This window comes from Myxococcus sp. AM011 (assembly GCF_013372595.1).
Taxonomy (GTDB): domain Bacteria; phylum Myxococcota; class Myxococcia; order Myxococcales; family Myxococcaceae; genus Myxococcus; species Myxococcus eversor.
In genome coordinates, this window is the sequence record NZ_JABXEM010000071.1 from 14,841 (window position 1) to 40,938 (window position 26,098).

At 69.5% G+C, this 26,098-nt stretch carries 25 protein-coding genes; 16 read left to right on the forward strand and 9 right to left on the reverse strand.

Annotated features, from left to right (window positions below; translation table 11 throughout):
• The gene (locus HUW62_RS16905; RefSeq protein WP_176435037.1) at window positions 1-1,080 is read right to left on the reverse strand and encodes a hypothetical protein; all 1,080 of its coding nucleotides are present in this window, start codon (window positions 1,078-1,080) and stop codon (window positions 1-3) included.
• Between the two features lie 341 nt (window positions 1,081-1,421).
• Between HUW62_RS16905 and ruvB the strand changes: the two genes are divergently transcribed.
• From ruvB to HUW62_RS16935, 6 genes are all read left to right on the forward strand, one after another.
• The gene (gene ruvB / locus HUW62_RS16910) at window positions 1,422-2,453 is read left to right on the forward strand and encodes a Holliday junction branch migration DNA helicase RuvB (protein ID WP_163862370.1); all 1,032 of its coding nucleotides are present in this window, start codon (window positions 1,422-1,424) and stop codon (window positions 2,451-2,453) included.
• Between the two features lie 12 nt (window positions 2,454-2,465).
• The gene (locus tag HUW62_RS16915) at window positions 2,466-3,962 is read left to right on the forward strand and encodes a hypothetical protein (protein ID WP_176435038.1); all 1,497 of its coding nucleotides are present in this window, start codon (window positions 2,466-2,468) and stop codon (window positions 3,960-3,962) included.
• Between the two features lie 484 nt (window positions 3,963-4,446).
• Window positions 4,447-5,391: a UDP-3-O-acyl-N-acetylglucosamine deacetylase gene (lpxC, locus tag HUW62_RS16920; RefSeq protein ID WP_141643507.1), complete on the forward strand. Its 945-nt coding sequence runs from the start codon at window positions 4,447-4,449 to the stop codon at window positions 5,389-5,391.
• Window positions 5,392-5,445: 54 nt separating this feature from the next.
• Window positions 5,446-6,537 carry a thioredoxin domain-containing protein gene (locus HUW62_RS16925; protein WP_163862376.1) on the forward strand — a complete coding sequence of 364 codons (1,092 nt, stop codon included), beginning with the start codon at window positions 5,446-5,448 and terminating at the stop codon, window positions 6,535-6,537.
• Between the two features lie 25 nt (window positions 6,538-6,562).
• On the forward strand, window positions 6,563-7,798 hold the full coding sequence (locus HUW62_RS16930; RefSeq protein WP_176435039.1) for a DUF4388 domain-containing protein: 1,236 nt from the start codon (window positions 6,563-6,565) through the stop codon (window positions 7,796-7,798).
• A gap of 57 nt (window positions 7,799-7,855) precedes the next feature.
• Entirely contained in the window at window positions 7,856-8,482 is a 627-nt protein-coding gene (locus HUW62_RS16935) for a hypothetical protein (protein ID WP_163862381.1), read from the forward strand.
• Between the two features lie 79 nt (window positions 8,483-8,561).
• Here the strand turns inward: HUW62_RS16935 and HUW62_RS16940 are convergent, their stop codons facing one another.
• The gene (locus HUW62_RS16940; RefSeq protein WP_163862384.1) at window positions 8,562-10,154 is read right to left on the reverse strand and encodes a leucyl aminopeptidase; all 1,593 of its coding nucleotides are present in this window, start codon (window positions 10,152-10,154) and stop codon (window positions 8,562-8,564) included.
• 134 nt (window positions 10,155-10,288) lie between these two features.
• On the opposite strand from HUW62_RS16940, the gene HUW62_RS16945 reads away from it, so the two are divergent.
• From HUW62_RS16945 to HUW62_RS16955, 3 genes are all read left to right on the forward strand, one after another.
• On the forward strand, window positions 10,289-11,182 hold the full coding sequence (locus HUW62_RS16945; protein ID WP_163862386.1) for a zinc dependent phospholipase C family protein: 894 nt from the start codon (window positions 10,289-10,291) through the stop codon (window positions 11,180-11,182).
• Window positions 11,183-11,306: 124 nt separating this feature from the next.
• Entirely contained in the window at window positions 11,307-12,089 is a 783-nt protein-coding gene (locus HUW62_RS16950) for a sulfite exporter TauE/SafE family protein (protein WP_163862389.1), read from the forward strand.
• The gene (locus tag HUW62_RS16955; RefSeq protein ID WP_368670429.1) at window positions 12,086-12,577 is read left to right on the forward strand and encodes a hypothetical protein; all 492 of its coding nucleotides are present in this window, start codon (window positions 12,086-12,088) and stop codon (window positions 12,575-12,577) included. Before HUW62_RS16950 ends, HUW62_RS16955 begins: the two co-directional genes overlap by 4 nt.
• Window positions 12,578-12,611: 34 nt before the next feature.
• Here the strand turns inward: HUW62_RS16955 and HUW62_RS16960 are convergent, their stop codons facing one another.
• From HUW62_RS16960 to fabF, 3 genes are all read right to left on the reverse strand, one after another.
• The gene (locus tag HUW62_RS16960) at window positions 12,612-13,490 is read right to left on the reverse strand and encodes a tetratricopeptide repeat protein (protein ID WP_163862392.1); all 879 of its coding nucleotides are present in this window, start codon (window positions 13,488-13,490) and stop codon (window positions 12,612-12,614) included.
• Complete coding sequence (locus HUW62_RS16965) at window positions 13,487-15,127, reverse strand: short-chain fatty acyl-CoA regulator family protein (protein WP_163862394.1); 1,641 nt, start codon at window positions 15,125-15,127, stop codon at window positions 13,487-13,489. Before HUW62_RS16965 ends, HUW62_RS16960 begins: the two co-directional genes overlap by 4 nt.
• A gap of 333 nt (window positions 15,128-15,460) precedes the next feature.
• Complete coding sequence (fabF, locus tag HUW62_RS16970; protein ID WP_176435040.1) at window positions 15,461-16,705, reverse strand: beta-ketoacyl-ACP synthase II; 1,245 nt, start codon at window positions 16,703-16,705, stop codon at window positions 15,461-15,463.
• Between the two features lie 196 nt (window positions 16,706-16,901).
• Between fabF and HUW62_RS16975 the strand changes: the two genes are divergently transcribed.
• The 7 genes from HUW62_RS16975 (at window position 16,902) to HUW62_RS17005 (ending at window position 22,253) form a co-directional block, all read left to right on the forward strand.
• Window positions 16,902-17,426, forward strand: coding sequence for a PaaI family thioesterase (locus tag HUW62_RS16975; protein ID WP_163862400.1), 525 nt, complete (start codon window positions 16,902-16,904; stop codon window positions 17,424-17,426).
• Window positions 17,427-17,437: 11 nt separating this feature from the next.
• Window positions 17,438-18,037, forward strand: a complete 600-nt coding sequence (locus tag HUW62_RS16980) for a TetR/AcrR family transcriptional regulator (RefSeq protein WP_176435041.1) — start codon at window positions 17,438-17,440, stop codon at window positions 18,035-18,037.
• Between the two features lie 76 nt (window positions 18,038-18,113).
• Complete coding sequence (locus HUW62_RS16985) at window positions 18,114-19,538, forward strand: hypothetical protein (protein WP_176435042.1); 1,425 nt, start codon at window positions 18,114-18,116, stop codon at window positions 19,536-19,538.
• 90 nt (window positions 19,539-19,628) lie between these two features.
• A complete protein-coding gene (locus tag HUW62_RS16990) occupies window positions 19,629-20,252 on the forward strand; it encodes a YceI family protein (RefSeq protein WP_163862409.1) in 624 nt (207 codons plus the stop codon).
• Window positions 20,253-20,288: 36 nt separating this feature from the next.
• The gene (locus HUW62_RS16995) at window positions 20,289-20,558 is read left to right on the forward strand and encodes a hypothetical protein (RefSeq protein WP_163862412.1); all 270 of its coding nucleotides are present in this window, start codon (window positions 20,289-20,291) and stop codon (window positions 20,556-20,558) included.
• Window positions 20,559-20,676: 118 nt separating this feature from the next.
• Entirely contained in the window at window positions 20,677-21,525 is an 849-nt protein-coding gene (locus HUW62_RS17000; protein ID WP_163862788.1) for a DUF692 domain-containing protein, read from the forward strand.
• Complete coding sequence (locus tag HUW62_RS17005) at window positions 21,522-22,253, forward strand: DUF2063 domain-containing protein (RefSeq protein ID WP_176435043.1); 732 nt, start codon at window positions 21,522-21,524, stop codon at window positions 22,251-22,253. The genes HUW62_RS17000 and HUW62_RS17005 overlap by 4 nt, the downstream gene beginning before the upstream one ends.
• A gap of 24 nt (window positions 22,254-22,277) precedes the next feature.
• Here the strand turns inward: HUW62_RS17005 and HUW62_RS17010 are convergent, their stop codons facing one another.
• The 4 genes from HUW62_RS17010 to HUW62_RS17025 all read right to left on the reverse strand — a co-directional run.
• Entirely contained in the window at window positions 22,278-23,375 is a 1,098-nt protein-coding gene (locus tag HUW62_RS17010) for a carboxypeptidase-like regulatory domain-containing protein (RefSeq protein WP_163862417.1), read from the reverse strand.
• A complete protein-coding gene (locus tag HUW62_RS17015) occupies window positions 23,375-25,021 on the reverse strand; it encodes a caspase family protein (RefSeq protein WP_176435044.1) in 1,647 nt (548 codons plus the stop codon). The genes HUW62_RS17010 and HUW62_RS17015 overlap by 1 nt, the downstream gene beginning before the upstream one ends.
• Before the next feature lie 10 nt (window positions 25,022-25,031).
• A complete protein-coding gene (locus HUW62_RS17020; RefSeq protein ID WP_176435045.1) occupies window positions 25,032-25,844 on the reverse strand; it encodes a hypothetical protein in 813 nt (270 codons plus the stop codon).
• Window positions 25,845-25,850: 6 nt separating this feature from the next.
• On the reverse strand, window positions 25,851-26,098 hold a 248-nt coding region (locus HUW62_RS17025; RefSeq protein ID WP_255203473.1), incomplete at its 5' end, for an ECF-type sigma factor.

The following is a 26,098-nucleotide window of genomic DNA, read 5'->3' on the forward strand; positions in this document are numbered from 1 at the left end:
TCAGGCCGCGCGTCGGCTCGCGGGCGTGGGCCGCACGTCGCCGAAGTTGGGCGCGGGCAGGACGATGGTGGGCGACAGGCCCGGCGAGAGCAGGTGTGACGTCAGCAGCGAGGAGGGGTGGAAGTTGATGAACGCCCCCTCCACCGCGGAGTGCCCCGCGAAGAGCTTCTCCACCACCATGGACGAGTACTGCGAAAGCGAGTCCTCGCGCGTGTTGCCGTTGAGCACCACCTCCCAGCCCATGTGCTCGGCGAAGCGGCGCACCCCGGGGATGGCGGACAACAGCGGCGTGTAGCTCTCCGTGGCCACGCCATTCTCGCTGACGACGAACACCTCGCGCGACGTCGCCACCGCCAGCGACATGTTGCCGCGCGTGTGTCCCGGCGTGCTGAGGAAGGCCGCGCCCACGCCCAGCCAGGTGTCCCCGTCGAGCAGCACCACGCGCTCGGCCGGCACCTCGGTGCCTCCGGGGACGAACCACACCGTCTGCATGGGGTGCAGCTCCTTCACCATCTCCCACTCCGCGCGCTGCACCAGCAGCTTCGCGCGGGGGAAGTACGCGGAGATGCCTTCACCGCCCAGCCACCCGCGCAGGTCCTGGATGTGGAGGTGGTCGAAGGCCAGGTAGTCCACGTCCGCGGGCGTCAGCCCCAGCGAGGCCAGGTGGCTCTGCACCGTGCCGTGCTTCGTCGACATGACCTTGTCGGAGACGAAGCCGCCGTAGCGCTCGCGCAGCGCGTGGTAGAATGGCGCGGCCACGCCTCGCTCGTAGTCGGACGGATTGAAGAGCAGCGTGCGCCGCTCGCCCCGGGCGTCGACGAACTGCACCACCTGCATGCGGTTGGTCATCATCACGTATGGCGCCGGTGACAGCGCCGCCCCGCTGAAGGCGAACAGCGAGGGGTATGGAAACGTGACGAGCTCGCACGTGGCCACGGCCGCCACGGGGCCCTCCTGGACGAAGCGCTCCCGTGCCTCCAGTGTCGCGCGGCGCAGCTTCTGGAGACGCGGGCCCGGCAGGGGCTCGGCGTGAGCCTCCGCGAGGAAGGGCAGGGGGCGGAACGCGGGGCTCTGGCTCATGGTTTCACCGTGACAGCAAGAGGTCGAAGACCGGCGCGACGAACGGGACTCGGGGGGGCCATGTTCTCCGGGCCGGCCACGCGGAAGCCAGGCAACGGCCGCGTGTTTCACCCGAGCGTCCGCCAGTCCACACGCTCCCCCAGTCTCCGTGCGCACCCCTCCTCACCGGCGGCGAAGCCGCTCGCACATGGGGGCGGCGCAGGTCGCCTGCTGGCTCATGGATGACTCGGGGCGTGGCGTGCAAACCCATCATGACCGTGAGAGCTCCCTGGCCTGCCGGGCCCCCGGGTCCAGCGCCCGAGGATGTGGGCGACACGCGCGGCCTTCCTGTATAGGGTCCCATGGTCATGGCGAGGAAGTCCGACACTCTCTCCGAAGAGGTCCTCCCGGAGGACGTCCGGCTCGAGGCCTCCCTGCGTCCGCGCTCGTTCCACGAGTACGTGGGACAGGGGCTCGTCGTCGAGAAGCTCAAGGTGTACGTGCAGGCGGCGCGCAGCCGGGGCGAGGCCCTGGACCACTGTCTGTTCTCCGGGCCCCCGGGCCTGGGCAAGACGTCGCTGGCGCACATCATCGCCAACGAACTGGGCGTGGGCATCCACGTGACGAGCGGCCCCGCGCTGGAGCGCAAGGGCGACCTGGCGGGCCTGCTCACCAACCTGGACGCGCGCGACGTCCTCTTCATCGACGAAATCCACCGGCTCAACGCGGCCGTGGAGGAGTACCTCTACCCGGCGATGGAGGACTTCCGGCTGGACATCACCATCGACACGGGGCCGGCCGCCCGGGCGATGAAGATTGACTTGCCGCCCTTCACGCTCATCGGCGCGACGACGCGCACGGGCCTGCTCACCTCGCCCCTGCGCGACAGGTTCCAGATTCAGGAGCGGCTGGAGTACTACGACGCGAAGGACCTGGAGCTCATCATCCACCGCTCCGCGCGCATCCTCGGCATCCCCCTGGAGAAGGGGGCCGCCCACGAGGTGGCCACCCGCTCGCGCGGCACGCCCCGCATCGTCAACCGGCTCCTGCGCCGGCTTCGCGACTTCGCGGAGGTCGAAGGCAACGGCACCATCACGTTGGACCTGGCCAAGAAGTCCCTGGACCGGCTGGGGGTGGACGCCAGCGGCCTGGACTCCATGGACCGTAAAATCCTGCTCACCATCCTGGACAAGTTCGGGGGCGGCCCGGTGGGTGTGGAGACCATCGCCGCCAGCGTGGGCGAACAACGCGATACCATCGAGGACGTTTACGAGCCCTTCCTGATGCAGGAAGGCTTCCTGCAGCGCACGCCCCGGGGCCGGATGGCCACGCACCGCACCTACCAGTATTTCAAGAAGCCGCTACCGCCCACGCCCCAGGGCAGTCTCTTCTGAAACCCGCGAGCCATGAGCCAGGCCACCACTCCCGCGTCTCCCGCTTCCGGACTCACCACCCTCCGCGTCGCGCGTGACTTCTACGCGGACCTGATGCGGGCCTCCCAGACATCGCGCGCGGGCTTCCTCGCCGAGCGCGAGCGCTGGCTGCGCAACGTCCCCGTGGACGGCCGCGAGGAGCTGCTCTTCGAGTTCGAGATGCTCCTGCGCGCGGTGGAGCGCTACCTCAACCTCACCACCGTGGTGGACGCCAAGGACCGGCCGCTCGTCACCCGCGACTTCCACGAGGAGCTGGTGGACGTGCGCGACGCCATGGACCGCGCCATCCGTGTCGCACGTCACCTCCAGGACCCGGACAGCGACCAGAAGATGGTCTTCCGCAAGTACGTGGAGACCCAGCTCGCGGATGACCGGGTGCGTCGCGCACTCATCGAGGAAGAGCTGGACCAGGAGACGCCGCCGGAGAGCCTCTTCGTGCTGCGCGAGGACCTGGACGCGCTGCGCAACCTCCTGGACCACCTGCTCCAACTGCCCACCGCGCGCCTCAACCTCTTCCAGGACCTGGGCAAGCTGGCCCTGAAGGAAATCGTCCTCAACCGCTACTTCCGGCCCTTCCGGCCGCTGGAGTTCCGCGTCGAGTACGACCGGCTGCGCTCGGTGCGCCTCCTGGATTTGCTGGCACAGCTCCCAGAGGAGCAGCGCGCGGGCTTCACCACCGCGTTCCTGGGCCTGTTCCGCCTGCTGCACTACCTGACGTACGTGGACGCGGAGGGGACGCCACCGGTGCCCCGGAGGGTGCGGGTGGTGCTCGCCCTGGTCCGCAGCGAGACGCATGCCTTGGCCACCTGGCTCCACGCGGAGCTGTCGCCCAAGGCGGGCTCCAAGGTGCTCCAGGCCGCGGCCCTGCGCACCGCGCGTGATCTGGCCAAGGAGTCGGAGCGCATCGGCCGCGAGGTGCTGGCCCACGTGGACAAGGAGCCGGACGCGCCCGCTCGCGCCGCCGCCGCCTTCACGTCGCTCCTGCGCACCCAGGTCGTCGCGCTGGTGGAGGCGCTGGCGCCGAACGGCGGCCTGTCCGAGGGCGTCTTCGACGCGCTGGTGAGCCCCCAGGACGCCGCGCTGCGGCTGCGCAAGGACCTGTGGGTGTACGCCCAGTTGTGCCGCGCCGCCGAGAGCCACCTGCGCGCCGACGACGTCCCCTCCGCCGAGCGGGCCCTGGACGTGCTCAAGAGCTTCCTCGCGTACTTCCACGACGGCGGCTACCAGCTCCTGCGCTACGCGGACTACGACGCCTTCGACCGCTTCACCGCGCTCCTGGTGGAGCTGCCCTGGCCGCCGGAGGGCCCGGGCATCCGCACGCGGCTCGCCGAGGACCTGCGCCGCTTCAGCCAGACGCTCGAGTCCACCTTCCACTCCGTCAGCCGCCGCACCCTCCTCCAGGGCAGGGGGTTCGACCGCCAGGACGCCGAGGCCCTCCGCGACCGCTTTGTCGCGCTCCCTTCGCGCTGACGCTCCCAGCGGGGACTTTTTCGACCCACGCCCACGCGCCCCGTATGACGCAACCCCCCACGGGGTGTGCTCGTACGGGGCGTGTTTGCTTCCAGCCAGTTCCTTGCGCTATGGACGCCCCCGTGTTGCATGGAAGACACGCTTCATCGCGAAGCGCGTCATTGGGGCAGGGCGGCGGGTGAGGCGGTGAAGAATTCCCGGACACCAATGTCACGGTTCCGGGTGAATTCACCAACCCTCGGACGGGGGGAGGGTGGCTGGCCACGATGGGCACCCACCGCGATGTCAGAAAAATGCCAGCCGTTCCAAGGGGTTCGCGGCATCCAAGCCCCCCACCACGGAAGGCAGGCTGTCACACTGTCGTGGCATGCCATTTGCTGAATCTGCGCGTCGCGTCAGACCACTGTTGAACGATTCCGGCGCCATCTGGCCAGATGACCGTTCGGAAGTCCCGCAGCACGAGCAGCCACGAGGCGACACCGACATGCCCCCGTCTTCCTACAACCAGCGCACCCTCTCGAAGACCGCCAGCCTCCAGGGCATCGGGCTCCACTCGGGCGCGAAGGTGACGCTCACGCTGCGTCCGGCGCCCGCGGGGCACGGCATCGTCTTCGTGCGCACGGACCTGCCTCGGCCGGTGAGCATCCCCGCGCTGGCGGAGTACGTGGTGGACACGGCGCTGGCGACGACGCTGGGCCGCGACGGCGTGAAGGTGGCGACGGTGGAGCACTTCATGTCCGCCATGGCGGGCCTGGGCATCGACAACGCCCGGGTGGAGCTGGACGGCCCCGAAGTCCCCATCATGGATGGCAGCGCCGCCCCGTTCGCGGCCCTCATCCAGGACGCGGGCATCCGGGAGCTGGACGCGCCCAAGGAGCTGCTCGTCATCCGCAAGCCCGTGTCGGTGGTGGATGGCGACAAGCAGGCCTCGCTCACCCCGTCGCGCCACTTCCGCATCAGCTGCACCATCGACTTCGAACACCCGGTCATCCAGGGTCAGGCGTTTGATTTGGATTTCAGCGACCGGGACTTCTCCCGGGAGATTTCCCGCGCGCGCACGTTTGGCTTCCTGCGCGACGTGGAGAAGCTGAAGAAGCTGGGCCTGGCGCGCGGCGGCTCGCTGGACAACGCCATCGTCGTGGACGAGGTCTCCATCCTGAATCCGGAGGGGCTGCGCTTCACCGACGAGTTCGTGCGTCACAAGATTCTCGACGCCATCGGTGACGTGTCTCTGTTCGGCCGCCCCGTGATTGGCCACCTCACGGCCTACAAGACGGGCCACGCGCTCAATCACAAGCTGGTTCGCAAGGTCCTTTCGGACCCGAGCTGCTATGAGATTGTCCCCGCGCGTCGCCGCGACGTGGAGGGCCTGGAGCTGGGTCTGCCGGGGTTGGCTGGCGCGCTGGAGCTGGAGCCGCTCGTCGCCTGAGTTGGTTTGGCATTTCCTTGCAGGTCGGGGCTGGCTCGACTAAGTCGCGGGCTCATGCCCATGCGTCCAACCACCGTCATCCTCGCCGCGCTGCTGGCGGCTTCGTTCACCGCCGGTTGCAACAAGGAGAAGGCGCCGGTCACCGCGCAGGCTCCCGCAACCCAGGCCGCCGCTGGTGAGCCCACCCCGGACACCGTGGTCGCCACCTTCGGGGACGGCCAGAAGATCACCTACAAGGAACTCAACGACCGCGTTCAGGAGCCCCTGGCCAATCTGGAGAAGCAGCAGTTCCAGATTCGCAAGCGCGGCCTCGAGGGCATGGTGACGGAGAAGCTGGTCGACGCCGAGGCCAAGAAGCGCGGCATCACCCAGGACGCGTTCCTCAAGGCGGAGATCGACGACAAGGTTCCCGCGCCCACCGAGGAGAAGATCAAGGAAGTCTACGACGGCGCCGCGGGCCAACTGCCCCCGGGCTCGACGTTCGAGCAGATGAAGCCGCAGATCCTCGAGTTCCTCACGCAGCAGCCCAAGCAGGAGCGCGCGCAGGCCCTCTTCGCGGAGCTGCGCAAGAACGCCAACGTCACGATTACGCTGCCGGAGCCGCCGCGTCCGCCCGCCGAGCGCAAGACGGTCTCCGCCGTCGGCCCGTCGAAGGGCCCGGACAACGCGCCCATCACCATCGTCGAGTTCAGCGACTTCCAGTGCCCGTTCTGCAGCCGCGCCATCGGCGCCGTGGACCAGGTGATGAAGGACTACGACGGCAAGGTGAAGCTGGTGTTCCGCCAGTTCCCCCTGGACTTCCACAAGGAGGCGCAGAAGGCCGCCGAGGCGTCGCTGTGCGCCAATGACCAGGGCAAGTTCTGGGAGATGCACGACAAGCTGTTCGCCAGCCAGTCCGCGCTGCAGGTGGAGAACCTCAAGAAGTACGCGGGCGAGCTGAAGCTGGACCAGGCCAAGTTCGACAAGTGCCTGGACTCCGGTGAGAAGGCCGCCACCGTGAAGAGCGACATGGCGGACGCGCAGAAGGTCGGCGTCAGCGGCACGCCGGCGTTCTTCATCAACGGCATCATGCTGTCGGGCGCGCAGCCCGTCGAAGAGTTCAAGAGCATCATCGACGCCGAGCTGAAGCCGACGGCGCAGAAGTAATCACGCGGTTCGGAGGGCACGGGCGGTGGCCCAGAAACCCAAGGCCACGCCCCGTGTCGGTGGCGAGGCGACTTCACTGGAGTTGGAGAAGTCGCTCGCCGCTGGCCTGTCCTCCTCCCGTCCCCTCTCGGCCTGGTTCCACGGGCCGGAGGGGATGGTGCTCCTCCATGAGCCCACCGGCTTCGCCGGCTTCCTGGCTGGCACGCTCGGGACGCTCTCTGTCGAGGAAGTGTTTGCCCACGTCCTGACGGGCATTCGCAGCGGGTTGCTCGCCGTGCAGCACGGCGCCGTCCGCCGCACGGTGTCCTTCCGGGACGGGCAGGTGGTCTTCGCCACGTCCACGGAGCGCTGGGAGCGCCTGGGCGCGGTGCTGGTGCGGCTGGGGCTGGTGACGCAGGCGCAGCTCACGCAGGCGCTGTCGCGCGTGATGCCGTCGCGGCGCATCGGCCAGGTGCTCACCTCCGAGGGCCTGGTGTCCGAGGCCCACCTCTACAGCGCCATGACGTACGTGGTGCGGGAGGTGGTGCTGAGCCTCTTCGAGCTGACGGAGGGCAGCTTCCTCTTCGTCGAGGGCCCCGCGCCCATGGCGGACGTGGTGAAGCTGCCGGAGCGCACGCGGGATTTGGTGCTCACCGGCATCAAGCGCTCGGAGGAGCTGTCGCGATGGCGGCGGCGCTATCCGGAGGACATGCGCGCGGAAGCGGGGCCGAAGGGGCCTCGTCCGGGCGAGGAGCGCTTCTTCCAGAAGCTGGGCGCGGGCACCACGCTGCGCGACCTCCGCACGGTGCGCGAGAGCGGCCACCACGCGTTCTTCACGTGGCTGGAGGAGTGCGTGCAGGCAGGCCACCTGACGGTGCGTTCCGCCACGCCTCCCGTGCCGCCCGTGCCCGCGGTGGAGGGCATGGCCTGGGAGCTCTTGTCCGCGGAGGAGCGCTACAACCTGCTGTTGTCCCTCATCCACCGCGCGCTGCGCGACGCGGGCAAGGACGTGGACCTGCTGCGGGGCTTCTTGGTTTCACCGCCCTCGGGGCTCGAGGACGCGTATGCGGGAGTGGTGCTGAGCGCGGAGGGGCGGGTGGACGTGGCGCGGCTGCGAGCGAACCTGTCCAGTGGGGGCGAGGCGGTGTCGCGCGCGCTGACGCTGGAGGCGCTGGACGCCATCGTCTCGTACGCGCTGTTCTCCGCGCGCAACGTGCTGCCTCCCGACGTGGCCGAGCGCTTGTCCAACACCTACCGCACCCTCCAGGGAGGGCTGGCCTAGCAGGCGCCACATGCCCACGTTCGCGGCCACGGCGTTCGTGGTCGGGGGACGATGGTCATGGGTGTGTTGCGGAAGCTGGCGTGGGGGTTTCTGGTGCTGGGCGCGGTGGGTTGTAGCAGCTCGCGCCAGGCCGTGAAGGCGGACGCGGCGCAGCCTGGGACGGGTGGCTCGGGGAAGATGGAGGCGCTGACGACCTCCGTGTCCGGGCCGTACGTGGACGAGGAGCTGGGGTTCGAAATCATCCGTCCCAGCGACGAATGGCAGTTGGATGTGTCGAACGAGCGCACGCCGGAGGGCCTGGCGATTCCGGTGGTGCTGCGTCACGCGTCGTCCGGGGCGCAGGTGGTGCTCCAGGTGGCGCCCGCGGTGGCCACGCCCACCCAGTTCGCCGAGCGACTGGCGGAGGGCCTGCGTCAACAGCCGGGCTTCATCACCACGGACCCGGTGCCGCTGTCGCTGTCGGACACGGCGGTGGGCTTCAGCTTCAAGGTGGGTGACAACGTGCATGGCCGCGTGGCCGTGCGCGACGGGCAGGAAGGCCGCGTGCTGATGATGCTGGCCACCTGGCCCGCGCAGGCGGTGCCCGGAGACCTCCTCAACGTGGATGCGCTCATCGAGGGCATCCGCCCGCTGCCGAACCGCAAGCCCCCTCCCAGCAAGGTGCCGCAGGCCGCGGCGCCCTGAGTCGGAAGGCTCTCGCTTCACCGTGTCTGGCGCGCGGCCCGTCGTTGAGAGACGGGCCGCGGAAGGCGGGGCGCGGCTTTCAGCTCCGCGCGGACTTCCTGGCGCCACGCGCCGCGCGGGCCGGCTTCGCGGGGGCCTCGGGAGGCTGCGTGGCCTGCGTCTCGGCGCGCAGCCGCACCCACTCCACCAGGGTGCGGACGCCCACGCCGGTGGCGCCCTTGGCGTTGTAGCCGCGCTCCTTGGGGCTGTTGGATGGGCCCGCGATATCCAGGTGCACCCACGGCGTCTCGCCGACGAACTCCTTGAGGAACAGGGCGGCGTTGATGGAGCCGCCCCAGCGCTCGCCGGAGTTCTTCATGTCGGCGACCTCGGAGCGCAGCGCGTCCTTCTGCAGCTCGCTCACCGGCAGGCGCCACATCTCCTCGCCCGCGGTGCGCGCGGCCTGGAGGACCTCGTTGACGGTGCCGTCGTTGTCGCCAAAGGCGCCGACGATGTAGTTGCCCAGCGCGACGATGCACGCGCCCGTGAGCGTCGCCAGGTCGATGACGGCGGACGGCTGGTGCTCGCAGGCCCAGGTGAGGATGTCACCCAGGACGAGCCGGCCCTCGGCGTCCGTATTGGTGATCTCCACCGTCTTGCCCAGCCGCGACGTGAGGATGTCGCCCGGCTTGTACGCGTTGCCCGACGGCATGTTCTCGCACGCGCCGATGAAGGCATGCACGGGGAAGGGCGGTTTGATGGAGGCGATGACCTGCATGGCGCCCAGCACGGCCGCCGAGCCCGCCATGTCCGTCTTCATGTCCACCATGCCCTCGGTGGGCTTGAGCGACAGGCCGCCGGAGTCGAAGGTGATGGCCTTGCCCACCAGCGCCAGCGGCGGTCGCTTCGCGTCGCGCGCGTTCTTCGGCGTGTAGACGATGTGGATGAGCCGCGGCTCCTCCGTGCTCCCGGCCGTGACGCCCAGGAACATGCCCATCTCCAGCTTTTCAATCTCGCGCTTGCCACCGATGGTGATCTTCAGCCCGTGCTCGCGCGCGGACTTGCGGGCGGCCTCGGCCAGCACCGTGGGCGTCACCGCGTTGGGCGGCTCGTTCACCAAATCGCGCGCCCAGTTGGAGGCCTCCGCCACGCGCTTCGCCAGCGCCAGGGCGTCCTCCACGTCGCGCGACTTCTCGGTGCCCTCGGGCAGCGCGAGAGAGACCTTGATGGGCTTGGGCGTGCCCTTCTCCTCGCGCGCGGAGGACTTGTACTTGTCGAAGCGGTACGCCCCAAGCTCCAGGCCCTCCACCACCGCGCGCACCGCGTCAGCGGGCGACTGAGTCGTCGGCAGCGCGACGACGAGCGACGTCACCTTGAGCCGCTGGGCCGTCTTCGCCGCGCGTCCCGACGCCAGCCGCAGGACTTCCGGGTGGAAGCGCGCGCGGCTGCCCAGGCCCAACAGCAGCACGCGGCCCGCCGTCGTGCGGCCAAGGGTGTGCATCACCAGGGACTGGTCGGCCTTCGCCTTGAAGCCCTCCTGGGTGGCGGCGCCGCGCAGGCGGCCTTCCAACGACTTGTCCGCCGAAGCCAGACTGGCCGGGGCGCCCTCACCCAGCTCGCCCTCGAAGAGCGGGATGACGAGCAGGTCGCCATTCGCGAGGGTGGCGTCGCCGGAGACGAAGGTGAAATTCATGGGCCGATGAGCTCCTGAACGGGAGTGGGGATGCAGGGGAGGGCGCGGACTGTAACGCCCACCTTGTTGCACGCAAAGCGCTGGATATCATTCGAGCGTTGCATTGCAGCAGGGGCCTGGGTAGCAGTCAGGCAATGCCCACCTTGCTGATGCATCTGACCGCCATCGAACGGTTGGCCGCCAACCCCGGAGAGCTGCCGGCGGAATGGGTGCGCGCGCTCTCCGAGGACCTGCCCTATGCGCGCTTCGGCGTGGCGCTGCCGGACCTGCCGCTGTGCGAGGGCGTCCGAGGGGGCCTCGCCGCGTTCCTGCCCGAGCGGGAGCTTCCCCTGTTCTCGCGGCTGTATCACGAGCGCGCGCCGGTGGGCTTCGGGCTGAAGATGGCGGAGCTGGTGGCCACTGGCGCGCTGGTGGGCACCGAGCCGGGGCTGGCCCTGCTGGCCGGCTACTTCACGCACCTGTGCCTGGACCGGCGGCTGCACCCGGTGGTGGACGACCTGGTGGTGCGCCACCGCCGTCGCGGCGAGCGGGCCCTGGCGGCCCACCGCGACATCGAATGGGCCCAGACGCTCTTCTATCTGCGCGAACTGCACGGCGTGGAGCTCCTGGGCACGCCCCGGCTGCGCGAGAAGTGTCAGGTGGTGAAGAGTCCCGGCTTCCCATGGCGCGGCATCGGCCGGGGCATCTACGAACTGGTGCGGCTGTCGTCCCAGGAACGCGTGGGGCAGGCGCCGACCAAGGCGGAGGTGGATGGCTGGGTGCGCGGCCTCTACGTCTCCGGCCTCTTCCTCTCCAGCCCCATGGGCCGCACGCGCGCGCTGCCCGCCTTCGCGCATCTGTCCTTCCAGGAGCTGTATCGCAACGACACGTTCGACTTCGCGCAGGAGGTAGAAGGTGCGCTGGAGTCGGCACGTGGAGTCCTTCGGAGGTTGCACGGCTACATGGCGAGGGGCACCTTCACACCTCGTACGCGCGCCCGCTTCCTGGAGGCGTTTCCCGAGGGAAACCTGGGCGTACGTGCCGCATAGCGCGCCGCGCATCGCCCCCGGGTGCAGGGTCGTTTCGCATGCAGAGCAACCGTCCTGGCGAGCTTGTTCCCTACCAGGGAATGGCTCTGGGCGCGGCGTTGGCACGCTCCTATCCTCGTGACGAATGACGGTTCTTCTCCTCATGGTGGTGGGCGGGCTCGCGGGGGCACTGGGCGCGATGCTGGGCATCGGAGGTGGCATCGTGCTGGTGCCCGCGCTGGTGCTCGGCTTCGGGCTGCCGCTCGAGGAGGCGGTGCCGGCCAGCTTGATGTGCGTGGTCGCCAACTCGTGTGCCGCCGCGGCCGGGTATGTGGACAACCACTTGAGTGACATCCGACTGGGGTTGACGCTGGAACTGGCCACGGTGCTCGGCGCCATCGCGGGTGGACTGGTCGCGGCGCTCATCGCCCCGGCGATGGTGGCGGTGGTGTTCGGCCTGTTCACCCTCTACGTCGCGCTGCAGATGATCCTCCTGCGCTCACCTCGCGGGGAGCCGGCCACGCTGGACGACTACCAGCCGACGAACTACCCGCTGGGCATCTCCGGCTCGTTCGTGGCGGGCGGGCTCTCCGCGCTCCTGGGTGTGGGCGGCGGGCCGCTGAAGGTGCCGCTGATGAGCTACGGCATGCGGGTGCCGTTCAAGGTGGCCAGCGCCACCAGCAACCTGATGATTGGCGTGACGGGCGCGGCGAGCGTGGCCGCCTACGCGCTGCGCGGACACCTGAAGCTGGCCCTGGTGTCTCCGCTGGTGGTGGGCGTGCTGGCCGGCGCGTATGTGGGCAGTCGGCTGATGCCGAAGGTGCCCACGGCGGTGCTCAAGAAGCTCTTCGCACTGGTGCTGCTGTCGGTGGCGGGGCAGATGTTGTGGAAGGGAGGGGCGGGACTGTGGCCGAGCGTGTGGGAGTGAGTGAAGGCGACCCGGACGGTGCTGAACCGCCGCGGGTCTCCGCGGCGATGTCGATGTCGGACCCGGCGGTGATGGGGCAGAACGCGATGGTGGCGACCCCGGCGCAAGGCGAGGCGCCGGAGCTGGACGCGGAGCCCATCACCGAGGGGCTCGCCGAGGCACCGTCCCAACGCGTCACGCGCGTCCGGGACAGGACGCTCGCGGGAGACCGGTGGATTGCCCGGGTGTTGCGCGTGGGCGCGGTGCTGAGCGGCGGCATGTTCGTGCTGTCGCTGGGCCTGGAGGCGCTGCCAGGCACCGAGGCGACGCACGTGGCCATCGACCAATTGCGCAAGGCGGCGGCGTCCCTGCTGCTGGTGACGCCGGTGGCGCGGCTGGGCGTGGCGGGCACGCTGCTGGGCCTGCGCGGTGAGTGGCGCTACGCCGTCATCGCCGCGGGAGTGCTGGGGCTGTTGGCCCTGGCGGTGGGCGCCGGCATCCAAGCGTGATGCGGCGCCCGGAGCAGGGCGGTGGGTGGGCGCCTCAGGCGCCGCGCGCGGCGAAGTGGGCGAGGATGTTGCGCACCTTGGCGACCTCGTCCGCGCGGTTCTGCTCCTCGTAGAGCGGAATCACCGCCTCCAGGTGGCTGCGCGCCGCCGGGAGGTCCTGTGAGTAGTAGCAGGACAGGCCCAAATCCCACCGGGCGCGGGCCTCGTACACGTGGTCGTGCAGCTCCTGGTACAGCTCCACCGCGCGCAGGAGGTGGGTGCGCGCGCCCTCGTGGTTGCCCAGGAGTCCCTCGGACTCACCCAGGAGCAGGTGGCCCAGCGCGAGCGCCTCCGCGTCGTCTCCCTGCTCCAGCATGGGAATGGCTTCGAGGAAGCGCTTGCGAGCCGGCTCGTACTCGGCCTTCTCCATGCGGATGTCGCCGATGTCGAGCAGCAGCCGCGCGGTGCGCTCGGTGTTGCGCGTCTGGCGGTAGAGGATGAGGGCCTCCTGGTACTTCTCCTCGGCGGCCTCCGGCTGGCCCAGCGCGCGCAGGGACTCGCCGATGCAGGCACGGGACAGGGCCTCGCCCTCGCGGTCCTTCGTCTCGTTGAAGAGCTTCGCGGCCTGGGCGATGAGCTCCACCGCGCCTCGGTGGTCCTCGAAGTTCGCCTTCACCACGCCCAGTCCGAAGCAGGCCTGGGCCTGGCCCGGCTTGTAGCCGGCCTCCTTGAACATCGCGAAGGCCTCCTCGTAGCACTGGCGGCTGGCGGCATGGTCTTCCAGCATGCCGTGCAGCTCCGCCAGGCTCACCAGCCCCTGGCCCACCTGGGTGGGCGAGCCGGTGATGCGCAGGGTGGCCAGCTCGTTCTTCTGCTTCTGGAGCGCCTCGAGGAAGTGGGCGCGTTCGGTGTCGTCGGGCGGGTGGGTGCTCACGCGTCGCCACCCTTGCGGCGCCGGGCCGCCTTGTCCAACGAATCGTGCTTCTCGCTCCGGTCAGTGCCATTGACGTCCGGGGGAACGGACGCGCCCGCGGGGGGCGGCGGGGCGTGGTGCCGGTCCTTCTCCTTCTCCACCTTGTCGGCCTGCTCGTAGCCAAGCAGCGGGGAGAAGAAGCAGTCCTTCTTCGTGTACTCGTCGAAGGAGAAGGCGAAGCGGTAGCTGGCCGCCGCGCGCTGGTTGCAGTCGGTGCGCTCGCAGAAGCGGCAGGAGATGCCGGAGGGGATGGCATCCTTGCGCAAGTCGTTGGTGGGCAGGCCGTAGGCCAGGTACTTGGCGTTCTCCGCGTGGGTGCCCAGGCCAATGGAGTACGCGGTGCCCTTGACGATGGAGCCCTCGGTGGGCTGGAGCTGCACCTTGGCGAAGCAGAAGTACGTCGTGCCGTCCGGCATCATCGAGTACTGCCGGGTGAGCTGCGACGGGTTGAGGAAGGCCAGGTGCACGGCCCACTTGCCGCAGCTGCCGCCGCCGCTGGCGAAGCGGATGCCGGTGCCGCTGTAGCGCTTGGAGATGTTGCCGGCGATGTCCGAGCGCAGGAAGTGGAAGGGGATGCCCGGGCGCTTGGGGTCCGACAGGTTGCACAGCCGGTGGGCCACCGTCTCGTAGGTGGAGCCGAAGATGCTCGACAACAGCTCCACGTCGTAGCGCGTGCGCTGCACTTCCTTGAAGAAGTCCCCGTAAGGCAGCATCAGCGCGCCGGCGAAGTAGTTGGCCAGGTTCACCTTGATGAGCCGCGTCGTCTCCCCGTGCCGGGTGCGCCCCGCGCCGAGGATGCGCTCCACCAGCTTCTCCTTGTCCAGCATCAACAGGCCGATGGACGCGGCGATCTGGAACTTCAGCGGCTGCTCGGTGAGGTCCGGGGACAGGGTGAGCGTCTGCTCCTCCGGGTCCAACCGCCGCACCACGGACGAGCCGCTGGGCGAGGCGTCGATGAGCACGCGGTAGCCGAAGCGCTTCTCCAGCAACTGCATCAGCTGGCCGCTGGTGAGCTGGCGCTCCAGGCTGATGTCCCGCCGCAGCTCCTCGGCCTGTTCTTCAAGCTCCGGGAAGTAGTTGCGGTGCGTCTCCAGGAAGTCGCTCACCTCGTCGAAGGGTGAGTAGTCGAAGCGCACGCCCGGCACGGTGCCGTTGCCCGCGCTGCCGCCCTGCGTCCGCGTGCGCTCCTCCACGTTGAGCTGCGCGAGCACGTTCTCCAACTGGGTGCGCGTGTTCTTGTAGAGGTTGAAGAGCGCGGCCACGGTGCCCGCGAGCTTCGGCTCCGCGGACAGCGACTGGAGCGACTCCGGGTCGATGTCCAGGCTCTTGAGCAGCGGCTCGTCCAGGAGCTTCGCGAGCGCTTCGTCCACGCGCCCCTCGCCCAGCGTGGACATGAACTGCTCGGGGTCCTGATCGAAATACCGCAGCGCCTTCCAGAGCAGCGGGAAGGGCATCACCCGCTTGCCCTTCTCGATGAGGTTCAAATACGCGGGGGAGACCCCCAAATCCTTCGCCGCGTCCGCCTGCTTGATATTGCGGGCGAGTCGCAGGCCCCGGAGCTTCAGGCCCACGTTGGCGTTCAGTGCGTTGTCGTTCATGGCTGAGTCGGGTCCCGTCGGAGTGCGCGTGGCCTCTCGCGCCCTCGCCCCTCTGAACCACTCTGCAAATCGATTTACCGATTTGCAATCAACGTTTTTCTTGAGGCCGCTCCCTGTGTGGCGGGCGACGGAACGGTCGTCGTCCACATGGCGATTGGCCCCTGAGTATGCGCAACCACATGTAATCGCTGCGCTTTATCCGCGCGCGGATGTGCGTTTCAGGCGGAGTTCGACGCACGTTGTCAAAAGTTTACCGCCGCAGCGCGCCAAGCCGGTTTTGCGTATTGGTAAACCAGGATTCACGGTTTACAGAGCCGTTTCCGAGCTTGGGGCTCAAGCCATCAGCCGGTGGAAGATGAGGGAGACGTTGGTGCCGCCGAAGCCGAAGGAGTTGCTCATGACGGCGTCGACGCGGGCTTCGCGCGCGACGTTGGGGACGCAGTCCAGGGTGATGAGCGGGTCCTGGTTCTGGAGGTTGATGGTGGGCGGCAGCACGCCTCGGGTGAGGGCGAGCACGCTGATGACGGCCTCGGCGGCGCCGGCCGCGCCGTTCATGTGGCCCGTCATGGACTTGGTGGAGGAGACGGCCACGGTGCTGGCGGCGTCGCCGAACACGCGGGCGATGCCCTGCGTCTCCATCAGGTCGCCGACGTCCGTGGAGGTGCCGTGGGCGTTCACGTAGCCGATGTCCGACGGCGAGAGGGCCGCGTCCTTGAGGGCGGCGCGCATGCTGCGCTGGGCGCCTTCGCTCTCGGGTGCGGGCGTGGTGATGTGGTGCGCGTCGGAGCTCGCGCCATAGCCGGTCAGCTCCGCGAGGATGCGCGCGCCTCGGGCCTTCGCGTGCTCCATCTCCTCGAGGATGAGCATGCCCGCGCCCTCGGCGAGCACGAAGCCGTCGCGGTCCTTGTCGAAGGGACGGCTGGCGGCCTGGGGCGCGTCGTTGCGCAGGGACAGGGCGCGCATGGCCGCGAAGCCACCGACACCGAGCAGGGAGATGGGCGCCTCGGAGCCTCCGGCCACCGCCACGTCGAACTCCCCGCGCTGGATTCCGCGCAGCGCCTCGCCGATGGCGTGCGCGCTGGTGGAGCACGCGGAGTTGGGGGCCCAGGAGGGGCCCTTGAGGCCGTGGCGCAGGCTCACGTAGCCGGGCGCCATGTTGATGATCATCTGGAGGATGAAGAAGGGGCTGATGCGGTCCGCCCCCTTCTCCAGCGTGCGGCGGTGCGTTTCCTCCAGGCTGGAGATGCCGCCGATGCCGGAGCCGATGATGGTGGCGATGCGCTCGGCGTTCTCCGGCGTGACTTTCAGGCCCGAGTCCGCCAGCGCCATGTCCGCCGCCACCACGGCGAAGTGGGCGAAGCGGTCCATCCGTCGCGACTCACGCCGCTCGATGTAGTCGTCGACCTTGAAGTCCTTCACCTCGCCCGCGATTTGACAGTCGAGCGCGCTGGCGTCGAACAGGGTGATGGGCCCCACGCCGCTCTGGCCTCGCACCAGCGCCTCCCAGCTCTTCTCCACGCCCGTGCCCACGGGGCTGATGAGCCCCACTCCCGTCACCACCACGCGCCGCTTCTGCATCCGCCGCTCCCTTGGATGACACGCCAGGAAGACGAACGGCCCGGCCGCTCGTGCGCCTTCCTTTTCGTGGCGTGCGCTGCATGGCTCTTTGTATTATGACCATCATCCCATCTGGCAACTTTGATTGTCGGTGATGTGGAATATCCGGAATCCGGATGATGGTGTCCATCATTCCATGAGGAAGGAGAAGGGGCCCATGAGCGACGGGACGGCCGGGACGCGCACGAGGACGGTGACGTGGGGAGACTTTCGCGAGGGCGTGGCGGCGGCGAAGTCGCTGTCGGGGTTGGAGTACCTGCGCGCCATCGTCCGGGGTGAGGTGCCCGGGGCACCCATCGCGGCGCTGATGGGCTTCGCTCCGGTGGAGGTGTCGGAGGGGCGCGCGGTGTTCGTGGTGGAGCCGGCGGAGTACCACTACAACCCGATTGGCACGGTGCACGGGGGCCTGGCGGCCACGCTGCTGGACTCGGCGCTCGGGTGCGCGGTGCACAGCACGCTGCCGGTGGGCGCGGGCTACACCACGCTGGAGCTGCACGTGAACATGGTGCGCGCCATCTCCCAGGACACCGGGAAGCTGACGTGTACGGGAGAAGTCATCCACGTGGGAGGCCGCGTGGCGACGGCGCAGGCGCGGCTGACGGACGCGGACGGCAAGCTGTACGCGCACGGCACCACCACGTGCATGGTGTTCCGGCCCCCGGGCCCGGGCGGCCGGGAGTAGAGGGCGCGACGATGCGCTACGCACCCGAGCACAAGCAGGCCACCCGCGAGCGAATCCTCTCGGCGGCGCAGACGCTCTTCCGGAAGGAGGGCTTCGCGGGCGCGAGCGTGGAGCGCGTCATGAAAGCCGCGGGGCTGACGGTGGGCGGCTTCTACGCCCACTTCGCCTCGAAAGAGACTTTGCTCGCGGAGTCCGTGCGCGCGTTCTTCCAGCAGCAGCAGGTGCGCTGGTTCGGAGGACTGGAGGAGCTGCGCGGCGCGGACTTCCTGGACCCTTTCGTGCGGCGCTACCTCAACCACCACATCCGCGACAACATGGAGACGGGCTGCGTCATGCCGTCGGTGTTGTCGGACCTGACGCGCGGGACGCCCGAGGCCCGCGAGGCGCTCGCGCAGGGACTGGAGACCTTGGCGGAGGAGCTGCGGGCTCATGTCCCGGGTGAAGGGGGCGTCACCGGACGACAGCGGGCGCTGGCCACGGTGGCGCTGCTCTTCGGCGCGATGACGCTCGCGCGGGCGACGAAGCACCTTCCGCTCTCGGACGAAATCCTGGAAGCGGCGCGCGCGTTCCTGCTCGCGGGCGGCGCGCCGCCTCCGAAAAAGCGACACTGAGGGACAGGGAGGCCCGAGCGTGGTGCTCGCCTCTCCGACACCTCGCCTCCGGGCCGGGATGTCGTTGGAGGTGGTGATGTCCTTCGCGCGCGGCCGTTGGGTGCTGGGGGTGCTCGTCCTCCTGGGGCTGTCCTGTCTGGGCGTGCCGAGGGCGCGCGCCGCGAAGGACCCGGCGGCGCTGCGCTACAACATCACCTACGTGCGCGAGCCCACGCATGCGCTCGACGTGGAGGTGGTGCTGGTGCGGGGCACTCCGCGCGCGTTCCGCTTCACGCAGCCGGGTGGGGTGCACGCCGTGAGCGCGTTTCGCGAGGACGGCGAGCGGCTCGAATTGCGCGTGAGCGATGAGGGCCTGGTCCTGCTCCCCACGGACATCCGCTTCCTGCGCTACCGCTATGACCTGGATGCGCGCCACGGCTCGCGCGGCGCGAACCTGTTCGCGGGTGGAGGCGAAGGCGACGCACGGAACGTCGCGGGCCGCGTGTACCTCATCCGCCCCAATCAGGCGCCGCCCGACCTGCGCGTGGAGCTGGTCGTCGAGGGCACGGACGCGCTGCTGCCCTGGCAGCCGGATGACACCGGCCTGTATCGGCTCCGCGCCGAGGACCTGGTGGACTCGGGCTTCCATGGCTTCGGAGGGCGCCGCTGTCAGGTGGTGTTGCCGGACGCGGTGCTGGACGTGGCGGTGCTCGGCCACTTCACCTCGGTCGATGACACCCAGGTCTGTGGCTGGTTGAAGCAGGCGGCGGATGAGGTGCGCACCGTGCGCCGCGCGTTTCCGTATCCGCGCGCCACCGTGCGCGTCATCCCCGTGCCCGGACGCGAGGGCCCGAGCCTCTTCGGCATGGTGCTCTGGAGCTCCCCGCCGAGCATCTCCGTGCTCGTGGGACAGGAGGCGAGCGCGGACTCCTTCGCGCGCGACTGGGTGGTGTTGCACGAGCTGCTCCACCTGACGCATCCGGCGTTCCTGCCGCGCGTGCCGTGGTTGTCGGAGGGGTTGGCCACCTACTTCACGGAGCTGGCCCGCGCGCGCTCGGGGAGGCAGAGCGCCGAGCGCGCCTGGGAGGAGCTGGTGGATGGCTTCGCGCGCGGACGCCGCGCGGCGGGAGCCCGCACGATGGAAGAGGTCATCACCGACGGAGACTTCGCGCTCGGGACGTATTGGACGGGCGCGCTCTTCGCGTTGCATCTCGATGTGGAAATCCGCCGTGTCACTGGAAACCAGCGACAACTGGAGGACGTGTTGGAGTTGCTCGCGGAGCGCGGGAGCACCTCCACGTTCGGTGCATTCGGCGTGGCGGTGGATGCCGTCGCGGGGCGGCCGCTGTTCGATGGCTTGCTCGCGCGACACCTCCGGCGCCCGGCTTTTGTGGAGCAGGAAGGTCTGCTAGAAGCGCTGGGTGTGTCGGCGGGAGCGGAGGGCATCGAGCTGATACCGGCCCGGAACAGCTCATTGCGCGAGGCGATGGAGGTCGGGCGTACCCGCGAGGCCTCGCGATGAGTGACGAGGCGGAAGGGCGTAACCGGCGGGCGGGCAATTGCGTATCGGATGCATCCGCAAGCCACCCGACATCCGTAAATGAGGTCCGCCATGTCCAGAACCCTGTTGGCGCTCGTCGTGCTCCTGGGAGTGCCCGCGTTCGCGGCCGAGCCCGCCGCCGCTTCCCAGGTCTACATCTTCAATGACCCGAACCAGCGGGACACGGTCGCCTTCATGCTGGACGCTCCGCTCGAGGTCATCAACGGCCTGTCCAACGAGGTGAAGGGGCGGGTGGAGCTCAAGGGCGGCATGGTGAGTGGCCGCTTCCACGTGCCCGTGAAGTCCCTCAAGACGGGCAACGAGACGCGCGACGGGCATCTCCAGAATGATCGCTGGCTGGACGCGGCGAAGTCGCCCGATATCGTCTTCGAGTTCGCAAACCTGGCGGTGCCCGCGCCCCTGGAGCCGGGCAAGCCCGTGAAGCTCAAGGGCAAGGGCCGCTTCACCCTGCGCGGTGTCACGCGCGAGGAGGTGGTGGAGGTGACGGCGACGGCCCTCAAGGAGTCGGCCGAGACGAAGCACCGCGCGCCAGGTGACCTGCTGCGCGTGCGCGCGAAGTTCCAGCTTCCGCTCGAGGCCTATGGCATCCAGCGGACGGAAGCGCTGGTGCTCAAGGTGGGGGAGACCGCGGAGGTCTCCGTCGACGCCTGGGGCTCCACGCAGTTCAAACCGTAGTTCCCCCTCAACGCAGTACCGAAAGGAAGCAACACCATGAACGCGAAGGCTCTTGCGGCGATTGTCGGCACCCTGTCCCTGGCCTCCCTCGCCACCGGCTGTGCGTCCACCAAGTCGGCGGAGGCCACGCCGGCCGCCGCGGAGAAGGGCGCCGAGGGCTCCTGTGGCGCCGCGAAGACGGACGGCAAGGGCGCCGAGGCCGGCTGCGGCGCGCAGAAGCAGGAAGGCGCCCCCGCGGCGACTCCGGAGAAGGGCGCCGAGCACGGCTGCGGCGCTGGCGGCTGCAACGGCCAGAAGAAGGAGTAGTCCGCGGCGCACCGGGGGCGGGTGAAGGCACCGGCCCCCTCGCGCCGACCTCCGGGCGGTGGGAAGAGCACCTCCCGCCGCCCGGTTCATTTGTCTCTCGGGGAGGTGGCTGACCGTGGTGGCGACGACGTACGCGCGAAGACACGGCCTTTCGCCCCTGGGCGTGGGCATCGGGCTGCGCCGGAGCTTCTACGAGGAGCTGCCCCGCACCCAGCGGACGCTCGACTGGGTGGAGATCATCCCGGAGAACTTCCTCTCGCTCGGAGGCCGTTCCCAGCGCGCGCTGGACGCGTGTGCCGAGCGCTGGCCGGTGTTGCCTCACGGAGTGGGGCTGGATATCGGCGGGCCGGACGCGCTGGACGAGGACTACGTCACGGGGCTCGCGGCGCTCGTGAAGCGCGTGGACGCGCCGTTCTTCTCGGACCACCTGTGCTACTCGCGGCTGGGCGGCGTGTACCTGCATGACCTGCTGCCGCTGCCCTTCACCGAGGCCGTCGTCGAACACGTGGTGCCTCGCGTGCGCGAAGTCGTGGCGCGCGTGGGCCGGCCGTTCCTGCTGGAGAACCCGAGCTACTACGCGAACATGCCCGGCGGCACGCTGTCGGAGGCGGACTTCCTGCGGCACGTGGTGGAGGAGGCCGACTGCGGGCTGCTGCTGGACGTGAACAACGTCTACGTCAACGCGCGCAACCATGGCTATGACGCCCGCTCCTTCGTGGATGCGCTGCCGCTGGAGCGCGTGGTTCAGATCCACCTCGCGGGGCACACCACCTATCCGGACGTCATCATCGACACGCACGGCGACCGCGTCTGCGACGACGTGTGGTCGCTGTACCGCTACGTGCTTGCGCGCACCGGGCCGGTGTCGACGCTCATCGAGTGGGACCAGGACATCCCGTCGATGGCGGCGGTGCTCGACGAGGCGGACCTGGCGCGCGCGGCGCTGCGAGAAGGGGCGGGGCGATGAAGCCTTCGCTGAAACACTTCTTCGACAGCATGGGGAGCTACCTGGCGCGGCCGGGCGGCGAGTCGTTGGAGCGGCTCTACACCGCGCATCCGGAGTGGCGCGCGCCCTCTTCGCGCGTGTCCATCTACGGCGACTTCGTGCGAGGCCATGTCCGCACCGCGCTGGAGAAGCTCTTCCCGTTGCTGCGAGGCGCGGTGGGCGCGGAGGCGTGGCTTGCGCTGGTGGAGGACTTCACGCTGACGCGGCCCGCGCGGCACCATGAGGTGAACCGCGTGGGCGAGGGCTTCCCGGCCTTCGTCGCGGACGCGGTGTCGTCGCGAGGGCTGACTCCGTACGCGCCCGCGCTGGCGCGCTTCGAGTGGTCCGATTTCGCGGTGTTCGTCTCCCAAGCGGAGGCGCCCGCGCCGGTGGAGCGCCTGACGCCGAATCCCACGTTGGTGGTGCTGGAGCAGCCGTTCCGAATCTGCGCCTGGGTGCGCGCTCGGGGCCAGGGCGCGGCGCGGGGGCCCGAAGCAGGAGACGAGCTGGCGCTGCTCTGGCGTCATCCGGAGCGCCTGGTGACGTACTACCAGGAGGCCACGCCGGCCGCGCTGCTGGTGCTGAAGATGGCGGTGGAGGGACTGTCCGCGTCGGACGTGGCGACGGCCACGGGAATGCCCGAGGCCGACATCCTGGACTCCGTGGCGCGATTGTCTCGCGAGGGCCTGGTGCTGGCGCCCCTCGCGTGATTCGGACGAAGGGCTCCCGACGCCTCAGTGGCGCAGTGAGCACACCTGGCCGACGGCGGAGTCCTCGCAGCGCGACGTGCCCGGGCACTCCACGTCCTGGGTGCAGGACACCGTGCACTGTTTCTCCAGGCACACCCCATCCGGCAGGCCGAGCTTCTGGCAGCGCGTGTCGTCCGCGCACTCAGCGCCGAGCTGGAGCAGGGCGCGGCAGCCCTCGAAGCGCGCCGGGTCCGGGAGGCAGCTTCCCTGCTGGCAGGTGAAGCCCGCCTCGCACCGGTTCGCCACGCGGTCTTCCTCGTTGATGGACTCGCTGCACTGCTTCACGCAGGTGGCCCCGCCCTCGGCGAGGAGCTGGCACGCGGCGCCCTCCGCGCAGCCCCCGTTGACATCACACGCGCCGCAGCGCGGGCCCACCGCTCCGCAGCGGAAGCCCTTGCAGATCATCCCCGCGCCGCACTGCGCGTCCAGCAGGCACTCGACGCAGCTGCCGCCCGGGTTGCACACCAGGCCGTCCGCGCAGCCCGTCAGGCCGCAGCGGTTGACGAGCTCCGCGTTGGGCTCCAGCTCGACGCGCAGCTCCTTCTTCTCGCCCGAGCCCACGCACGCCTCGGCCTGGACGCTGGGAAAGCCCACGCCGGCGATGCTCAGCCCGTAGCACCCATCCGGCAGGGGCCCCACGCGCAGCCGCCCCGCGCCATCCAGGACGAGCCGCTCGAAGGGCGTGTCCAGCACGGACACCTCCACGCCGGCCACCCGCTCGCCATGCGAGGCCTTCACCCGCATCTCGAAGAAGCCCGCGTCCCGGGGCGCCACGCGCGAAAGCTTCACCGACTGGCCGCCCGACACCTTCACGGACACCCGCGTCGCCTTCTCCGCCGTGGCGACCACGAACAGCTCCGCGGGCCCCGTGGGCACGCCCTCCAGCTTGAACCGGCCCTCCGCGTCCACCGAGGAGCGCACGTCATGCGCCCCCACCAGGGACACCAGCGCCACCGCCGGGTCGAACTCCGTGAGCTGCCCTTCGATGGTCCCCACTCGCAGCGGCGCGTTCTCCAGATTGCCGCACGCCACCGCTCCCAGCAGCAGGACGACTCCCAACGCGATGTGTTGTCTCGAACCCATCAGAATCGATACCCCACACCGGCCCAGCCGCCGGTGAATCCCACGGCCTGTCCCTCTCCATCCACCACCACGTACGTCAGCATGAGCTGCGCCTGGGTCATCAATTCCAGACGTTCACCCACTCGCAGCACCATTCCTCCCACCACGCCAGGGCTGACGGTGAAGAAGCTCTGCCCGCTGGCCAGGGTGTCCACCTCGAAGGACCGTCCCAGGTACAGGGCGGCCACACGAGGACCGGCGAACAGTGTCAATCGTTCCCACCGCCACAGGTAAGGCAGGGCCATGCCCGCCGAAAACGTGGTGTAGCGGAAAGGGATTTCGTCGTCGGGTTGGAGCTGGAGCGCGCGCCGTCCCGTGCTGAAGCTCACGTCGAACAAGAGCCCGAAGTCGGGCAGCGGCCGGTCCTCCAGCCGCAGCGACACGGCGACCTCCGGCGCCAGCGGCAACAGCTCCTTGCGGCTGCGCTCATCGGCGAAGGTGAACATGCCCCCGAGCAGCGACAGCGAGCGCCGGGGGAAGGCCTCCGACAGGAGCTGCTCCAGCGGCAGCCGCTCTCCGGCGCTGACCTCCACGTCGCGTCGCAGCAGCACCGCGTCGCCCTTGGTCAGCTCCACCGTGCGCTTGCCGGGCGTCACCGCCGCGCCTCCTGGCAGCTCCGTGCGCGCCTCCCCGTCCACCTTCAGCGTGAAGCCGTCCAGCCGGGGGTTGTAGGAGAACAGCTCCGGCCGGCCCGTCCGGGCGATGTTGCCCGACAGCACCACCGGGTCGGCGCCCACTTCGAGAATCTCCGCCGACGGGCGCTGGCGGCCCTCGGTGAAGGCGAAGGTGCGCCTGCGCGCGTAGTCATGCGCCTCCGTCGCGGTGACGGCGCCGTCCGTGTTGCGGTCCGCGCCTCCGCCCAGGCCCTCGACGAGGAAGTGGGTGTAGATGTCGTTGCGCAGCCCCTCGTCCTCGCGCGCCGTCTCGCCCCAGTCACAGGCGGCGAAGACCATGGACGCTCGCGAGGACTCCTCCAGGGGGCGCGCGTAGAAGCCCGACTTGACGCCCGCCAGCTCCTTCTCCAGCTCCTTGGGCAACAGCGACTTGCCGTTGCCGCTGTGACAGGAGGCCAGCACCAGGAGCCTGCGGCGACTGGAGAGCGCGTCGAATTCCGCCTTCAGCATGTCCATGGACAACGCCGTCTGGGCGATGGCGCGATAAGAAGCGTCCCGAGTCACCAGGAAGCGGCGCAATTCGCCCGTGGCGTCCCGGGCCAGGGTGCCGTGCGCGGAGAAGTAGACGACGACGACGTCGTCCGGACGGTGGGCCTGCTTCCGCAACTCCCGCAGCGCCGCGAGGATGGCCGCGCGCGTCGTGTCCTCGGTCCGAGTGAGCACGCGCACCTGGTCGAACCGCCCGCGCGCCGGGTCCAACATCGCCGCCGCCAGGTCCGTGGCGTCCTTGGCGGGGTAGCGCAGGCCGCGCCAGTGGGGGTCGTCGAACTCGGAGATGCCCACCAGCAGCGCCATGCGCCGGGGCGTGTACGCGCTCGACAGTGCCTCCTCGTCGAGCCGCAGCGGCACCAGTCCGCCCTTCTCCATCCCCTGGGACGAAGGAGTCGCGCACGCAGTCAGCGCCACCAGCAGGATGGGAAGAAGGTTCCTCACGCTTGCCTGATTAGCGGGGATTCTGGCCGCTTCGGACGCGGACGTCGAACCTCGTCACCGCCAACGTGCCTTGTTCCCACCGCTCACCTTCACCCACCAGCACGCGCTTCACCTCGTCCGGCGAGGGCTCCAGTCCGGCGGGAGAGGCGGCCAGCCACAGCGTCAGCGGGCCCGACTCGCCCTCCAGGCTGACCCCGGAGAGCCCCTGGGGGCCTCGCAGGTCATGCGTCCCCGCCTCCAACTCGAAGGTGCCGAGCAACTGGGGCTCCTCGTCCGCGCGCCGCTGGAAGAGCAGGGCGGTGCCCGCCTCGGTGGCGTGGTAGCGCAGGAGCAGCACGTCGTCGGAATCCACCAGGGTGTCCGGGTCCAACCGGCGCAGGGCGCCATCCGAGCCCTTGGCCACCACCGCCAGCTCCAGGGCGATTCGGCCCACCTGGCCCTTCACGCCCGACTCCTGGGACGCGGGTCCCAGCTCCACGCCGCTGCCGCCCTGTCTCAAGCGGGGCACGACGATGATAGCGAGCAGGCCCGCGGCCACCGCTCCGGCGATGAGGCCCCACCGTCGGGTGTCCAGGTGGGGCTTTCGCAGCTCGCGGCGCACCCGGGCGAAGCCCACCTCGTCCAGCGGGGCGTCCATGCGGGGCGGGGCCAGGGCGAGGAGCACTGCGTCCACTTGTCCATCCAGGACATCGGGGCCGGAGTGGGTGGCGAGGAAGCCTTCACACGCCTCGCACGCGGTGGCCAGGTGCTCGCGGAAGTACTTCACCGCCTCCGGCTCACGACGGGCAAGGGCGCTCAGCGCCTCGTCATCCAGGTGTCTCATGAACACTCACTCCCACCGACCGGCGAGCACTCGCCGCAGCAACTCTCTCTTGATACGACCCCGGAAGCGCTCGAGTCTCATCGTCACCGCGCTTTTCCCCACACCCAACTGCTCGGCAATCTCCCGCGCGGAGAGCTCTCCTTCGATATAGAAAAGTTGGACTGTCCGCTTCTCTTCGCCATCTGGCAGCTCGAGCGTGACATCGAGGTGGTCCGCCAGCTCATCTCCGAGCCCACGAGACGCGTAGTAATCTC

What these genes read in the sequence shown, in the direction of transcription:
- HUW62_RS16945 (WP_163862386.1), top strand. Translation starts at nt 10,289, where the DNA reads ATGCCCACCTTGCTGATGCATCTGACCGCCATCGAACGGTTGGCCGCC.
- HUW62_RS16935 (WP_163862381.1), top strand. Translation starts at nt 7,856, where the DNA reads ATGGGTGTGTTGCGGAAGCTGGCGTGGGGGTTTCTGGTGCTGGGCGCG.
- HUW62_RS16905 (WP_176435037.1), bottom strand. Translation starts at nt 1,080, where the DNA reads ATGAGCCAGAGCCCCGCGTTCCGCCCCCTGCCCTTCCTCGCGGAGGCT.
- HUW62_RS17020 (WP_176435045.1), bottom strand. Translation starts at nt 25,844, where the DNA reads ATGAGACACCTGGATGACGAGGCGCTGAGCGCCCTTGCCCGTCGTGAG.
- HUW62_RS16975 (WP_163862400.1), top strand. Translation starts at nt 16,902, where the DNA reads ATGAGCGACGGGACGGCCGGGACGCGCACGAGGACGGTGACGTGGGGA.
- HUW62_RS16980 (WP_176435041.1), top strand. Translation starts at nt 17,438, where the DNA reads ATGCGCTACGCACCCGAGCACAAGCAGGCCACCCGCGAGCGAATCCTC.
- HUW62_RS16995 (WP_163862412.1), top strand. Translation starts at nt 20,289, where the DNA reads ATGAACGCGAAGGCTCTTGCGGCGATTGTCGGCACCCTGTCCCTGGCC.
- HUW62_RS16990 (WP_163862409.1), top strand. Translation starts at nt 19,629, where the DNA reads ATGTCCAGAACCCTGTTGGCGCTCGTCGTGCTCCTGGGAGTGCCCGCG.
- HUW62_RS16940 (WP_163862384.1), bottom strand. Translation starts at nt 10,154, where the DNA reads ATGAATTTCACCTTCGTCTCCGGCGACGCCACCCTCGCGAATGGCGAC.
- fabF (WP_176435040.1), bottom strand. Translation starts at nt 16,705, where the DNA reads ATGCAGAAGCGGCGCGTGGTGGTGACGGGAGTGGGGCTCATCAGCCCC.
- lpxC (WP_141643507.1), top strand. Translation starts at nt 4,447, where the DNA reads ATGCCCCCGTCTTCCTACAACCAGCGCACCCTCTCGAAGACCGCCAGC.
- HUW62_RS17010 (WP_163862417.1), bottom strand. Translation starts at nt 23,375, where the DNA reads ATGGGTTCGAGACAACACATCGCGTTGGGAGTCGTCCTGCTGCTGGGA.
- HUW62_RS16985 (WP_176435042.1), top strand. Translation starts at nt 18,114, where the DNA reads ATGTCCTTCGCGCGCGGCCGTTGGGTGCTGGGGGTGCTCGTCCTCCTG.
- HUW62_RS16950 (WP_163862389.1), top strand. Translation starts at nt 11,307, where the DNA reads ATGACGGTTCTTCTCCTCATGGTGGTGGGCGGGCTCGCGGGGGCACTG.
- ruvB (WP_163862370.1), top strand. Translation starts at nt 1,422, where the DNA reads ATGGTCATGGCGAGGAAGTCCGACACTCTCTCCGAAGAGGTCCTCCCG.
- HUW62_RS17005 (WP_176435043.1), top strand. Translation starts at nt 21,522, where the DNA reads ATGAAGCCTTCGCTGAAACACTTCTTCGACAGCATGGGGAGCTACCTG.
- HUW62_RS16915 (WP_176435038.1), top strand. Translation starts at nt 2,466, where the DNA reads ATGAGCCAGGCCACCACTCCCGCGTCTCCCGCTTCCGGACTCACCACC.
- HUW62_RS16925 (WP_163862376.1), top strand. Translation starts at nt 5,446, where the DNA reads ATGCCCATGCGTCCAACCACCGTCATCCTCGCCGCGCTGCTGGCGGCT.
- HUW62_RS16965 (WP_163862394.1), bottom strand. Translation starts at nt 15,127, where the DNA reads ATGAACGACAACGCACTGAACGCCAACGTGGGCCTGAAGCTCCGGGGC.